The following is a 14,388-nucleotide window of genomic DNA, read 5'->3' as shown; positions in this document are numbered from 1 at the left end:
CGCATCAGAACAACGACCCGGTGGCGGCGAGCGCCGGCACGGCATGCGTGGGAGCGGGCGCGGGCTCGGCGAAAACGGCCTCGCCGATCTCGTGCTGCGCGGCGACGAGCAGGCGGCAGTCGGGAAGAATCTCGTCGAGCACGTGGCGCATGCCGGACGCGGCGATTTTTGGCGTGTTGTTCGTTTCGGAAAGATGACCGAGCACGACGGTGTGCAAGCCGGGATGCGCCACGTCGCGCACCAGCTCCTGCGCCTCCTCGTTGGAGAGGTGTCCGAATTTTCCCCGCACGCGGCGCTTCACGTCACGCGGGTACGGGCCGTCCTCCAGCATTTGGACATCGTGGTTCGACTCGACGACGAGCACGTTCGCCTCACGGATGCGCTCGCGCACCAGGCGCGTCACGATGCCGAGATCCGTGCAAAGCGCGATGCGCCGCCCGGCGTAATCAAACGTGAACATCACCGGATCGATCGCGTCGTGGCTGACCGAAAACGGCCGGATCGAAATGCCGCCGATCGTGAAAGCTTCCGAGGCGGAGATCGGCGTGATCGCCACGCCCGGCTCGTCGCAAAGACGCGGCCCGCGTCGGTAGGGCGACGTGGCGGCTTCCTCGATCGCCCACGTGCGGTAACGAAATCGCCGGGACAGCACCGGAATGCCGCAGATGTGGTCGTGATGCTCGTGCGTGAGAAGGACGCCGTCGATGGATTCCGGCGCGATGCCGGCCGTCGCGAGGCGCAGCGTGATCTGCCTGGCGGACAGGCCCGCATCGACGAGAAGGCGCGTGGAATCCGCCGTGATGACGTAAGCGTTTCCGCCGCTTCCGCTGGCGAGGCTCTGAATGGAAAAGGTCGCCACCAGTTGGCTCTTCCCGGCACGCAAGGGGTGGGGTCAAAGGACGCGATAGGTATACCCGATATGGGGCGGCCGGGGCAACGATGCGGCCGAATTGGGAATGCGGAATTTGGAATGCGGAATGAATCGCAATTCGGCGGTACACGGAGAACACCGAGGAGACACGGAGAACACGGGGGTCCTATTCTTGTTCGATTCTCGGTGCCCTCCGTGGCTTCCCTGTGCGCTCTGTGTACCGCCGGATCACGCCTCCGCTCGGCAGCGCTCCCTGATCGCCTCGATCATCTCGCGCGCGAGGAACGGCACGGCCGCCCACAGGCAGACTTCGCCGATGATGACGAGCGTCATCGCCAGGCGTTGCCGGAAACCAAGCGGCAGGTCCCAGGGCATGTCCATGAACGGAATGACGAGCACGCCCGGAAACCACGTGACGACGTGGATCGCCAAAAGCGTCCAGCCGACGCGCGCGCTTGCGGTGTGCTTGCGTTTGATGAGGCGCGGCATAGGCTCGCTAAAAATCGGGAAGCAGGCCGGCGTCCATGCCGTCCATCATGTCCATGATGTCCATTTTGTCCATCGGCCATCGCACATGAGAGGCTGCTGGCGAACCTTCCGCGAGCATCCGGCCAATCCGCTGATCGAGCCTTTGCGCCGAAGCTGGCTCATCGCCGATCCGTCCGCGATCGCGCCGGACCAAAGCCCCCGACGGCGCGTGGCATGGCGATGTCAGGGCCGCAAACGAAGCCGGCCCGCGCCGAGCGGGTCGGCGAAGTGCGCGGTCGAACCCGCCCCGATATAAACCGCAATTCCCCGGGACCGCGGGCGGCCCGCCTGCTTATGCTGCGATTCACCGCCTCGTCTTCCCGCCGCACCAGCAAATACCACGCGCGTGTCTTCCCGCGCCGGCCCCTCCCCGGGACCGCAGGTGTCCTCACCTGCTTATGCTGCGATTCCCCGTCTCGTCTCCCCGCCTGGGAACGCTGAACGACGGTTCGGCATTTGAAAGCGCGCACCGTGGCACGGCGGTACGAACCGCTCGCTGCCGCTCGCGGCACTGACATCGCAACACACGAAACACGTTGCACCGGCGCGTACGCGACCGCGCACTCCGCTGCGCTGCGTTTGCGGCCCTGACATCGCAGGTGACCCGCCTGCTTTTACCGCAATTCCCCGGGACCGCGGGCGGCCCGCCTGCTTATGCTGCGATTCACCGCCTCGTCTTCCCGCCGCACCAGCAAATACCACGCGAGTGTCTTCCCGCGCCGGCCCCTCCCCGGGACCGCAGGTGTCCTCACCTGCTTATGCTGCGATTCCCCGTCTCGTCTCCCCGCCTGGGAACGCTGAACGCTCGCGGCACCGACATCGCAGCATCGACATCGCGGCACACCGAACACCTCAGCCTTCTATAGATGAATCGGCAAGAACACGTACCGCGCGACGAAAATCCCGGCCAGTCCCCACACCAGCGGATGCACGTCCTTTCGTTTCCCGGCCGCGAGTTTGACGAGCGCGTAGGAGACGAACCCCGCCGCGAAGCCGTGGCTGATCGAAAACGTCAGCGGCATGACGAGGATGGTCAGGAACACGGGCAGCGATTCCGTGAGGTCGTCCCAATCCACACTACGCAAGCCGCGCATCATCAGAAACCCGACGAGGATGAGCGCCGGCGCGGTGACGGGGCGCAGAAAGACGTTCGGGTCCGCGGGCGAGGGCACCGACGCGCCGAACATGGCGACGATCGGTGAAAAGAAGATCGCAACCAGAAACAGCGCGGCGGTCACCACGTTCGCAAGGCCGGTGCGGCCGCCGGCGGACACGCCCGCCGCGGATTCGACGTAGCTTGTCACCGTGCTCGTGCCCAGCACCGCGCCGCCCATCGTCGCGATCGCGTCGGAGGCGAGCGCGCGCGAAGCGCGCGGCAGCTCGCCCTTGCGCAGCATGCCGCCCTGGTGCGTCACGCCGACGAGCGTGCCGATGGTGTCGAACATGTCGACGAAAAGCAGCATCAGGATCGGCGCGACAAACGGCCACGAGAGCGCGTCGACGATGCGCAGCTCGCCGAACGTCGACAGCGTCGGCGGCGCGGACACGACGCCGCCGGAAAAACTGACGATGCCAAGCGGAATGCCGCCAAGCCCCGTCGCCACAAGGCCGATGAGAATCGCGCCGCGCACGCCGCGCGCCAGCAGCGCCGCGGTGAGCGCGACTCCGAAGATCGCCAGCAGCGTCGGCGCGGAAAGAACGTCGCCAAGCTGCACGAACGTCACCGGATGCGCGACGATGACGCCCGCCTCCATGAGCCCGATGACCGCGATGAAAAATCCGATGCCCGCGGCGATGGCGATCTTGAGCGAACCGGGCACGGCGTTCACCACCATCTTGCGGATGCGAAGCGTCGTGAGAATCGTGAAGATCACGCCGGATATAAACACCATGCCAAGCGCGATCTGCCACGGCTCCACGCCCTCGGCGACCTTGTGCTCGGCTTGCAGGCGCGCGACGGCGTTGCAGATCTCGTAGCTGAAAAACGCGTTCAGCCCCATGCCGGGCGCCAGCGCGATGGGGTAGCGCGCGACGACGCCCATGACGATCGTGCCGAACGCGGCCGCCAGGCACGTGGCGACCATGACCGCGCCGAAGTCCATGCGCGCGCCGTTCGCGCTGGCGAGGATCGCGGGGTTCACGACGATGATGTAGGCCATCGTCATGAACGTCGTCACGCCGGCGAGAACCTCCGTGCGAACGGTCGTGCTGTTCGCGGAAAGGCGGAAGGCGCGTTCGAGAAAGTCGGTCATGTGACGCTCACCGCCCGTCTCCGTGCCCGTGCCCGTGCCGGTGCCCGGAAACGCATAGTCTGAAAGTCTGGAAGTCCGGAAGCCTGGAAGGTCATCGCAAGACCGGGCTCCCTAGGGTTGTGGTCCATATCGTCGTGCGTTAGGAGGCGCGTGCGGCTCCCCAACTTCCAAACTCCCCAACTCAAAACTTCAACCAATTCAAAATTTCAACTCCGTTGCAAAAAACAGATACCTGTCCGGCTCGGACTCCTTCGAATCGCCGGACGAGTCCACGTATCGCGCCGCGGTTCCTTCCTGTCGGCCGCCGATCGCAAGGCGCACGAACTTGATTGGTTGCGCGTATACGGCGGCGACGATCATGTCGCGCTCGTCGTTGTACCCCTGCCCGGTGTCCTTATCGTTTTCGATGTCCGGATCGAGGTAGTCGTATCGCCCCACGAGGCCGAATCCGCCGGGGAAGAAGATGTCGGCAAACGCCATCGCGGCGTGCGTCGTGATGTCGCGCCCCGCGTCGAAACGCACCCGCCGGCGCACGCCCTCGACGCCAAGGCCGAAGCCGTAGCCGCTCGCGTGTTTGTAGCGATAACCGACCAGAAGCTGGCGGAAGCTGTCCTGAACCTCGGGCGCGTCGGGCTGCACCGTGTCCTCGCGCAGCGTGCCCATGATCTCGAATCCCTCGAACGCGCGAATCGGCGCGAGCGGCGCGATCCACGCCATCGCCTCGATCGCCTTGCCCGCGTTCTGCTCCGCGGCGAGCTTGCCCTCCCCATTCAGCGCCGCGACGCGCCATGCGCCGAAGCCGCCGGGGATTTCGCTCGCGATCGCGGCGCCCAGGTCGCCGTAGCCGCTGCGGATGAGGCGGTTACGGAAGACGAGGTTCTCCTCGATGTAGCGGTGCTTCCAGTGACGGAAGATCGACGCCACGTACGCGCCGCGGATCATGCCGAAATCGAAATTGAACCAGCGGAACGGCCGGTACGAAAAATACGCGTACGTCAGGTACGCCTCGTACGCGCCCGTCCGTTCGGACGACAGATCGGTCACGACCTGTTGCTCCGATTCGTCCTCGGGCGTGTCGGGATCGTCCGCTTCGCCGCTTGGCACCGTGCCCGTTTCGGCGGAAATCTCGTCCGCGCGCTTGACCGCGAGCACCACGCGCGCAAACCACGTCTGCGTGAGATTCGCGTCGAGCCCGAACCACACGCGGTTCAGGTCGAAGCGGTTCTCGTCGATCTGCTCGAATCGCGGATCGTCGCCGGGATAATTCGAGACGTTGTACTCGTAGAACGCGAGCACCTCCGCCCACGGGCGGATTTCGGGGTCGCCGTATTCGGCGCGCGCGGCGGTCGCGGACAACAACAAACCGACGCACGCCAGAAACGCCGCGCGGGCGAACGGAGCACGTCGGTTCGTAGGAGTGCGGTTATCGCGCGGCATACGTCCCGCTCCGATGAGGAAGAAACGACCCGGAAAGCCCTCCCGTCTTAGGTCAAATCGCGGCGGCGGGCAACAACGGGCAGCGCCGAAGCTCACGGCGGCGCGGGGCATTCCGCGAGCGGTCGATTTTTCTCTTTACGGAACGGGCGATTTTGCCCGAAAATGCGTTTCTGTTTTTTTCATGTTTTTTCGCGCCGCCTCGGGGGGCGCGCAGGAGGAGATTTTATGGCGGCCGGCAAATTGGCCCGCGTGGGCGCAGGCGTCTTCATCGTCGCGGTCATCCTCGTCGTGGCCGCGGTGGGCATGTTCATGACGCGCTTCCCGGATGTCGACGCGCCTCCCGCGTGGAACGTCGAGCCGAGCGCGGAGTTGATCGCGCGCGGACAATATCTCGCGAATCACGTCATGGTCTGCCTGGATTGCCACGGCGAGCGCGAGTGGAACTACTTTTCCGGCCCGATGAAACCGGGCACCGCCGGGCGCGGCGGCGAGGTCTTCAATCACGACATGGGCATCCCCGGCGAGATCTATTCGAAGAACATCACGCCCGCCGGCATCGGCGACTGGTCCGACGGCGAGATCGCGCGTGCCGTCACGTCCGGCGTATCGAAGGACGGCACGTCGCTGTTTCCCATCATGCCCTGGCCGTATTACGCACAGGCATCCGAGGACGACATCCGCGCGGTGATCGCGTACATCCGCACGCTCTCGCCGAAGGAATACACCGCGCCGCCGCGCGAGCTCGATTTTCCGCTGAACATCATCGTCCGCACGATGCCAAAGCCGATGAACCTGCGGCCCGAAACGCCCAAACCGGGCGACGCGGATTACGGCAAGTACACCGTGACGATCGCGGGGTGCGTCGAATGCCATACGCAGGTGAACGACAAGGGGCAGATCCTCGCGGGCCGCGAGTTCGCGGGCGGGCGCGAGTTCAAGGGCTCGGGGCTGGACGTGCGTTCGGCGAACATCTCCCCGGACGAGGAGACGGGCATCGGCGGCTGGACGAAGGAGGACTTCGTGCTGCGTTTCAAGGGATTCGACAGCCCCGAGGCCGCCAAGCTCCCGCCGGATGCGATGGGCTACCAGACCGTCATGCCCTGGCTGATGTACGCGGGCATGACCGAGGATGACCTCGGCGCGATCTACGACTATCTGCGTACCGTTCCCGCGATCAAGAACAGCGTGCAGATCGGCCGACCGCGCACCACGCCGCCGTCGGCGCTCCCGAAGGCGCCGGAACCCGCTGCCGAGGCGCCGGCCCAAGGAGCCGATGCGCCCGCCGGAGATACCGAGGCGCCGCCCGAAGCCGAGGCGGCGCCCAAATAAGATCCTACGGCGCAACGAAAGGCAGGTCGCGCTTGCCTCGGCGCAGCACGCCCGCCGGGCGCGTTTCCTCGGCGTGGCGGCGCGCCCACGCGTTTTGTGGGGAGCGGCGCAGGGCTTCGCGATATTCCGCGTATGCCTCGTCGAGGCGATCCGCCTTTTGCGCCGCGCGGCCGCGCTTGTAGGAAAGGCGCGAGAGATCGCGCGCGACGCCGATGACAACCGCATCGCGGTGATTCACACGCCGGGCGAGCACGACGAGATCGGCCGCCCGCGTCTCGTCGCCGGCGTCGCGATACGCGCGCGCGGCCTTCGCGACGCCGTCGACAAACACCTTTTTCGCCTCGGCAACCCGCCCTCTTTCCGCGCGACGCAGCCGGTACGTGTCTAGCAGACGCAGCGTCTCGCGCGCGACGAACGGATCGCGGCGCGTTTGTTCGGCAATGCTCGCGATGTGCTCGGCGATGGCGGTTGCGGTTTCGTCTTTCGATACGGCGAACGAGGCGCCGGGAACGTCGGAAATTGAAGATTGACGATTGAAGATTGAAGATTGATCGGGATCGGCGTTGTTTGAGTCGAAATTCGGTTGTGTCGTGGTCGGCACGCCGTTCCAATCAGGCTCGGGGGCGATGATGCGGCGGTGTTCGGGCCGCTTGAGCGGCGGCTTGCCGGCCTCATCTTCGTCGAGCACGCGCACGGCAAGCGACCACACGCCCTCGGGCACGCTTTTCGGCACGCGCATCTTGACCAGATCGACGACCTTCTCGCCGGGATGCCACTCGCTTGTCAGATACCAATCCTGCGCCAGGTGGCGCTTTTGGCTCGCGCGCGTTGCGCCCTCGGGATCGACGAGCGCGTATTCGACCGCGATATCGCCGGCGGGCTTTTGCATCGCCTGCCACACGATGCGAAAACGCACAGTGTCGCGCGCGCGCACCGGGTTCGGATATGCCGACGCGTTGACGATCGCCACGCCGCCGCCCACGGGCAGCGGGTCGAACGTCGCCTCGTCCGGCGGCGCGAGAACAAGCGCCTTGCGCACGAAGTTGCCGTTCGGCCGCTCCCACCCGAGGCGCCGATCTTGCGGAAGCAGGATCCAGTCCTTGAGCAGACGCGGGTGCGTCGTGATGTGGCTGCCCCGGCCAAAACCCTCGCGCGCGTGCAGGAAATCCGGGCGCGTCTCCGTAAAGACGTAATCGTCGACGAACGTCTCGTCCCACTGGTTGATGCCGAACGGCACGTCGCAGAGCTTGCCCACGTCGTAGATCACCATCCCGCTTGCCGCGCCGATACCGCCCATGTCCACGTCGAGGATCGAGCCGGGCACAAGGTCGATCGCGTCGGCCATCTCGCGAAAATACGCGCCGCGCGTCTGGAGCTTGTACGTGTTGACGATCGGTTTTTGCAGGAACTTGTTCAGGTGTTTTCTCGTCGCCGGAAACTGCGGAAAAAGAACGACGCCGAAAACGCCGAGCGTGACGGCGAAGGCGGCGATGAGGCGGCGCCATCGCCGCGACGGGGGTTCGTCATCGAGCGGCGGTCCCACGCGGTTCGCAAGTGACCCGAGGCGCGCCGCGCCGATGGCGGCAAGCGGCACGAGAAGGAAGGTGACGGTCGAACAGAAGCGCCACTCTTCCATCCAGTCGCCGCGCGCGTACACCGGAAAAAAGCATGCGAACAAAAGCGCGCCGAACGCGAACAGCGCCCCGCGTCCGAATCGGCGGCAGACCGGCGCGATCGCCGCGAGCGCGAACACCATCGCGTAGCCGTAGGCGTCGATGTAGTCGAGCAGGTAGTTCCAGCCGTGCGTCTTGAGGTTTGTCAGATCGTCGAGGTTCGCGTCGCTGGTCTTGCCGTAGAACGTGTTCGGCAGCGGCCACGCGAAATACGCATAGCGGATCGCCTGATACACGACGTACGGCGCGAGAAACGAAAGCGCGAACACGATATGCCGGCGTTCGATTTTTCGGCGCGGCACGATTTCCGTGGCGATGACGAAAAGCCCCGCTAGGCCGCCGTACGCGACGCCCTCCGGCCGCGTGATCGCGGCGAGAAAAAACAGGACGCCGGAGAACGGCCGCGCATCGGGATTGGCCCGTTCGCGCGCGAATAACGCGACGGCGCCGACGAGCGTCGCGGCGAACAGGCCGTTCTCGAGGCCCGCGATCGACCAGATGACAACCGTGCCCGCGCCGGCGATGAAAGGCGGAATGGCGAGCCCCGCGAAACGCAGCCGCCCGCCCACCGTCCAGAAGAACAGCATGCCCGCGAAGAACATTGCGACGCCCGACGACGCAAGGCCAAGCGGCCGGGGCACGTCGAACGGGTCCACGCCCATCTTCGCGAAGACCGCGATCGCGAAGGTCCATAACGGGTTGGAGTAGCCCTCAACGCGCTCGCCGTCCGGGTAATACACCGCGCCCTCGCCGGAGGCGATGTATTTGGCGAACACGACGCTGATGCCCGCGTCCTCGACGAGGTAGCGGTCCTTGCCCGACGCAAGCGACTCCGTGCGCGCGTGGATCCACGACACGCAAAACGCGCACATCACGGCAAGCGCGGCGGCGTACGCGAGCGTCGCGCGTCTTTCGTCGGTTGCCTCAGAGGATGCGCTCATTCAACAGGAGCGACTTGCGATGACATTCCACATTCCCAATTCCCAATTCCCAATTACTCTTTTGCCATCGTCGGATCGCCGCCCTCTTCGCGCGCGAGAAGCCACAGAAAATCGGAGAGGCGGTTGAACCACACGAGCACGTGGCGGTTTTCGAGCAAACCGTCGCGCACAAGGCGCGTGATCTTGCGTTCGCAGCGCCGCGCGACCGTGCGCGCGTGATCCAGATGCGCGGAGCAAAGCGTGCCGCCCGTGACGACAAAGCCCTTGGGCATCTCGATGCGTTCCTCGAGCGCGTCGCGGCGAGCGTCCATCTCGGCAACGAACGCCTCGTCCACGCGCACGGGCAGTTTGTCGAGCTTTTTGGCCGTCGTCGCGATCTCGGAGCTGATCGGGAACATCGAGCGCTGAAGCCACAGCAATGTCTCGCGCGTCGAGTCCATACGCGCATGCAGGCGCGCGATGCCAAGGACGCTTTCGAGCTCGTCCACGTCGCCGTAGGTGTCCGGGCGCGGATCGTCCTTCGGGACGCGCTCGCCCGAATACAGGCTCGTCAGGCCCTCGTCGCCGCGTTTGGTGGTGATGGAAAATTTGGCCATGGGTAAAACCTTTCAATCGAAAATCCGCGCTCGTTGCGTGCGCGATCGAAGCCCGGATGACACGGACGTCATGGACATCATGGACTTGATGGACTGGATGGACATGGACAGGCCGCACGGTGAATCCTGAACCCCGTTCTCATTTCGTGTAATCGATTTCGATCCGAAGATCCTCGCCCGGTCCCGCGGACAGTGGCGCGAACGTCAACCGCGTGCGACCGTCGCCGGTATCGGATGCCGGCGAAGCCGGCACGCCATTGACGCGAACGGCGCCGACCGTGCCTTCCACCGACACCACCGCGTCGACGCCAAGCGGCGCACTCGTGTTGCTCACCGCGACGGTTCGCGTGGCGCCGTCGTCGTCCACTTCGAGGTCGAACGAAATATCGCCGGCGCGTGCATCCTCGATGCCGACCTGCGTGATGCCATCCGGCAGATGCGGCGCGATCGCGATGCGTCCCTCGGGCGCGTTCAGCGTGAGTCCCAACAGATATTGCAGAATCGCCGCCGCGTCGATGCCGCCTTCCCACGCGCGGTAACGCGCGGTGAGATCGACGAGAAGTCCGAAAGGCTCCTGAAGATACGTCAGGCGCGAGAAGTCGTCGACGATCATCGCCTCGCTGACGTTGCCCGCATCGTTGAAGAAATCGTCGTACGTCAGAAACATGGCTTCGGCGCGCGGATCGTCGATGCGCGCAAGCGCGGAAAGAACGTAACCGTACGTCATGCCCGTGACGAGCCCGTCGTTGATGCCGAGCGCGCCAAGAAGCGGCTTGTAGTAGCTCGCGAGCGGCGAATGGAAAAAGCCGTCTTTCTCCGCGAGGGCGTCGATGGTGTTGCGCAGATTTTCCGCGACGCGATCGGGATCGACCTTCGATTCGTAACCCATCCATAGCGGGATTGTATTCACATCCTCGTACGGCATGTCGTTGGGCAGAAGCGTCGTCTTGTCGACGAGCGTCGCGTAGTACCCCTTGCCGGCAAGCCAATATGTGTTTTCGAGGCAGCCGCGCACGGCGTCCGCGTATCCGCGATATTCGTCGGCGTCCGCGGTGTAACCGAGTTCGTCGGCGATGTCCGCGAGAAATTCCGCCGCGATGACGTAGAGGAACGACGAGTTCGCCGAGTAATACGTGTCGCCGAACTCATCGAACAGCCACTGCCCGAACGCGACCGCCATCAATAGGCGAAACGTCTCGTCGCCGGAGAAGTCGATGTAGCAGCCCTCGTGCAGCGTCTGCACGAGAATCGCGCGCCGCAGCAGGCCGTAGCGCTCCTCGAGCCGGTCGAGGTCACCCGTGGCGCGGTAATATTCCCGATAGCGCAGCACGATGTAGCTTGGCTGCTCGCCCGCGTTGCGCCCGGTGCCCGGCGGCAACGCGTCCCAGTCAGGCTCCGAGGGAAGCGAAGGCAATTCGATGTCGAGCGCGTACGAGTTGCCGATATCGCCGCGCTGCAAAATGGCGAGCCACTCATAATCGAGCATGCGGCCAAACGCCTCGAACTGCCCCACGAGCGGATAAAGGACGCTCGTGCCCATCATGTCGCGCGTCCACGTGCGGCTGTATTCCCCCATCGCGCCGACGCCGCCGGTAAACGAGGTCTGCACGCGGTTGACGACCATCTGCTCCTCGATGATGTCCGAAAGGCGCGGGTCGCTCGTGGAGACGCGCGCGCCGCCCGCGAAAAATCCTTTCCACGAATCGAGGGTGGCGGTCAGCAGGACATCCGCGTCCGCTTCGTCCACCGCGTTGAACACCGCGTGCGGATCGCCGCCCTTCGCGTAAGCGACCGCGAACGCCGCGACGGCTTCTTCCCCCGGCGCGAGCGGCGGGACGATCCAGTCGACGTTTCCGCCCTGCGCCGGCGCGTCGATCCAACCGGCAACCATCTGCCGGCCGTCCGCGCCGATGGTCTCGTTGAGCCGGCCGTAGATATTTTGGGCGAGGGGCGCACTTGCCGCGATCGACAGATCGTCGATGACCGTGTCCGACCGGTTCCAGACGACGAACACGCGCACGATCGCGTCGGCGAGCGCCGTGCCGTCGATCCCGTCGCCTTCCGGCGCGAAATCAATCGCCCAGAGATCGAATTGCAGGCCCGCGAGCTTCATGACGACAACGCCCGTGCCGCGCGGACGGCGGGCGTCCTGCGTCTGAAATCCTATGGGCGATTCGCCGCGCGACGCCTGGAAGCGAAGGTCCGAGAAGAAACGCTCGTACTTCTCGTAGTTTGGGCCGATGTGATTCCGGATCTCGAGAAACTGGTCGCTCGACGCGACCAGCGCGAACGCGCGCCCGTTGCCAAGCCCGCGCGGCGCGATTTGGCCGAGCCGTTTGGGATTTGCCGCGTCGTAACGCCCGACCCACGAGGAAAAGTCGGTCAAGCGTGGGCGCTCCCGCAAAAACGGCGGCAACGGCTCGGCGTCGTCATCCGCCGCATCGTCGTCGAAGTCGTCATCAAGGGTGTCGTCGTCCGACGCGGTATCATCATCGTCCGCGTCGTTGTCATCCGCGTCGTCGTCAATGGCCGTGTCGTCGTCGCCGCCGGTCACGGAATCGTCATCGTCGTCGCCGCAGGTGCATCCGGCCGCGAAAACGAGCGAAACGAGCGTAAGGAATCCCACCGCGACACCGGCGGCACGCATGGCCGTTGCCTGTATTTGCCGCCCCGGATTGTGATAAAGTTCGTCCGTCATGGCGCGCATATTACGGCGACTTCGCCCCGCGCGTCTCCCCCTGTCGGACATTGGCTCCGCATGATGCGCGATGCCGCGCGGCGGCCGGATTTTGGCCGGTCGCGGCCGCGCTCGCGGTGGGCCGGGGGGAACTATTGACGGAACGCCGGTGTCCGGGCCAACTGAACCGCCCCGCGTTTTCAGGCGCGGCGCACGCGGCATCGCCGCGTCGAGAAAAAGGAAAAAGAAAAGACATGATTGGCACACATTCGGCCACGTTTGGCTGTTTGCGCCTTGTCGGAGCGATGGCCGTGGCGATCGCCCTGTTTTTTGCCGGCGCGGCGCACCCGGCGCACGCCGAGGACAAGGACGCCGTCGTCTCCGCGATGCGCGCCGAACTCGAACGCGCCCGCACGCTTCGCACCGAAAACTACGAATCGCCGTATTTCGTCGCCTACCACATGCAAAGCTCGCGCATGAAATCGCTGTCCGCGCGGTTTGGCGCGATTTTCAACGATTACGAGAGAAGCAACCGCAATCTCTACGTCGAGCTGCGCGTCGGCGACTACGAGATGGACTCTTCCGGCAAAGGCGGTTTTCGCTGGAGCTTCGACCCGGACATGGATTTCCAGGAGGTCTATCGCCGGTACGACGGGCCGATCGAAGACGACGCGGACGCGATCCGCGCGCAGTTCTGGCTCGCCACGGACCAGGCTTACAAAAACGCGCTGTCGAACTTCATGTCCAAAAAGGGCAAGTCGATCTATGCCGCGCCGCCGAACGAAGAGGAAAGCTACGACGACTTCTCCCGCGAGGAGCCGCGCGTCCATCGCGGCAAGGACCTCTCGCTCGCGTTCGACAAGGAGCGCTGGGCGACCTTCCTGAAGAAGCTCTCCGACGAATTGACGAGCGAGCCGGGACTCGTGGAGCACGAAATCCGCGTCACCGCCGAAATCGAAACGCGCTACTTCGTGAACACCGAGGGCGCGGTGATCGTCGACGACGACGCACTTTTGACCTTCTACGCCTGGGCGCGCGCCTATGCGCCGGACGGCATGGAATTGACGCACAACGTCGTGCGCTACGCGGGCTCCGACGAGATGGCGCATCCGTTCGACGATCTGCGCCGCGCGACGCGCCTGATGGTGGACGAGCTTCTCGCGCTGCGCGAGGCGCCGATCATCGATCCCTACACCGGCCCGGCGATCCTGGACGCGCAGACGACGGGCGTCTTCTTCCACGAGGCGATCGGTCACCGGCTCGAGGGCGAACGCATGCGCGACACGCAGGAAGGCCAGACCTTCAAGGGCAAGGTCGAGGATCCCATCCTGCCGCCGTACATTTCGATCTACGACGATCCGACACTGGAGTCCGCGTTCGGTGAGGAATTGAACGGCCACTACGCGTTCGACAGCGAAGGCGTTCCGGCCGAGCGCGTCACGCTCGTGAAGGACGGCGTGCTGCAAAACTTCCTGATGTCGCGCGCGCCGATCCCGGGGTTTGTGAAATCCAACGGGCACGGCCGCTCGAACGGGCATTTCGACCCGATGGGACGCATGGCGGTGACCATCGTCGAAAGCGCGCGCACGATGCCCTTCGACAAGTTGAAAAAGGAGCTGATCGCGGAAGTGAAGCGGCAGCGGAAACCGTACGGACTCATTCTCAAACGATCGCAAGGGGGAGAGACGAGCACCTCGCGCGTCAACTTCCAGGCGTTCGCCAACAAGCCGACGCTGATCTACAAGGTCGATCCGGCGACCGGCAAGGAAACGCTCGTTCGCGGCGCGGAGCTTGTCGGCACGCCGCTCGTGTCGATCAGCAAGATCATCGCGACCGGCGAAGAGCCGGGCGTGTTCAACGGGTTCTGCGGCGCCGAGTCCGGCATGGTGCCGGTATCGGCGATCGCGCCGCCGGCGCTCGTCTCGGAGATCGAGTTGCAGCGCACGGGCCAGCAGTTGAAACGCCCGCCGATCCTTCCGCCGCCGTTCGCCACCACGGCGCCCGCCGTAACGACGCCATCCGGCGAGGAAGCCGCGCCCGCGCCCACGCCCGCCGGCGACACCGCGCCGCCCGTGGCCGGGTAG

Annotated in this window: 9 protein-coding genes; 2 read left to right on the top strand and 7 right to left on the bottom strand. The window is 65.1% G+C overall.

The annotated features are described in order from the left end of the window. Positions 1-4: 4 nt before the first annotated feature. The 4 genes from K8I61_18450 to K8I61_18435 all read right to left on the bottom strand — a co-directional run bounded on the left by K8I61_18450 (position 5) and on the right by K8I61_18435 (position 5,088). Positions 5-859: an MBL fold metallo-hydrolase gene (locus K8I61_18450; protein MBZ0274025.1), complete on the bottom strand. Its 855-nt coding sequence runs from the start codon at positions 857-859 to the stop codon at positions 5-7. Positions 860-1,099: 240 nt separating this feature from the next. Continuing rightward, positions 1,100-1,360 carry a hypothetical protein gene (locus tag K8I61_18445; GenBank protein MBZ0274024.1) on the bottom strand — a complete coding sequence of 87 codons (261 nt, stop codon included), beginning with the start codon at positions 1,358-1,360 and terminating at the stop codon, positions 1,100-1,102. Between the two features lie 899 nt (positions 1,361-2,259). Continuing rightward, positions 2,260-3,651, bottom strand: coding sequence for an NCS2 family permease (locus K8I61_18440; protein ID MBZ0274023.1), 1,392 nt, complete (start codon positions 3,649-3,651; stop codon positions 2,260-2,262). A 198-nt stretch (positions 3,652-3,849) separates the two neighbouring features. Beyond that, positions 3,850-5,088, bottom strand: coding sequence for a hypothetical protein (locus K8I61_18435; protein ID MBZ0274022.1), 1,239 nt, complete (start codon positions 5,086-5,088; stop codon positions 3,850-3,852). 225 nt (positions 5,089-5,313) lie between these two features. Here K8I61_18435 and K8I61_18430 point away from each other — a divergent pair, with 225 nt between their 5' ends. Then, complete coding sequence (locus K8I61_18430; protein ID MBZ0274021.1) at positions 5,314-6,417, top strand: cytochrome C; 1,104 nt, start codon at positions 5,314-5,316, stop codon at positions 6,415-6,417. A 4-nt stretch (positions 6,418-6,421) separates the two neighbouring features. Here the strand turns inward: K8I61_18430 and K8I61_18425 are convergent, their stop codons facing one another. From K8I61_18425 to K8I61_18415, 3 genes are all read right to left on the bottom strand, one after another. Beyond that, positions 6,422-9,031: a hypothetical protein gene (locus tag K8I61_18425; GenBank protein ID MBZ0274020.1), complete on the bottom strand. Its 2,610-nt coding sequence runs from the start codon at positions 9,029-9,031 to the stop codon at positions 6,422-6,424. 53 nt (positions 9,032-9,084) lie between these two features. Then, positions 9,085-9,627, bottom strand: coding sequence for a cob(I)yrinic acid a,c-diamide adenosyltransferase (locus K8I61_18420; GenBank protein ID MBZ0274019.1), 543 nt, complete (start codon positions 9,625-9,627; stop codon positions 9,085-9,087). A gap of 139 nt (positions 9,628-9,766) precedes the next feature. Further along, positions 9,767-12,274 (bottom strand): hypothetical protein, encoded by a 2,508-nt coding sequence (locus K8I61_18415; protein ID MBZ0274018.1) that lies wholly within the window; start codon positions 12,272-12,274, stop codon positions 9,767-9,769. A gap of 284 nt (positions 12,275-12,558) precedes the next feature. On the opposite strand from K8I61_18415, the gene K8I61_18410 reads away from it, so the two are divergent. Next, entirely contained in the window at positions 12,559-14,388 is a 1,830-nt protein-coding gene (locus K8I61_18410; protein MBZ0274017.1) for a TldD/PmbA family protein, read from the top strand.

Source organism: bacterium (genome assembly GCA_019912885.1).
In the GTDB taxonomy this organism is placed as follows: domain Bacteria; phylum Lernaellota; class Lernaellaia; order JACKCT01; family JACKCT01; genus JAIOHV01.
Note: the sequence above shows the minus strand (reverse complement) of the source record. Positions and strands in the feature narration are given on the sequence as shown.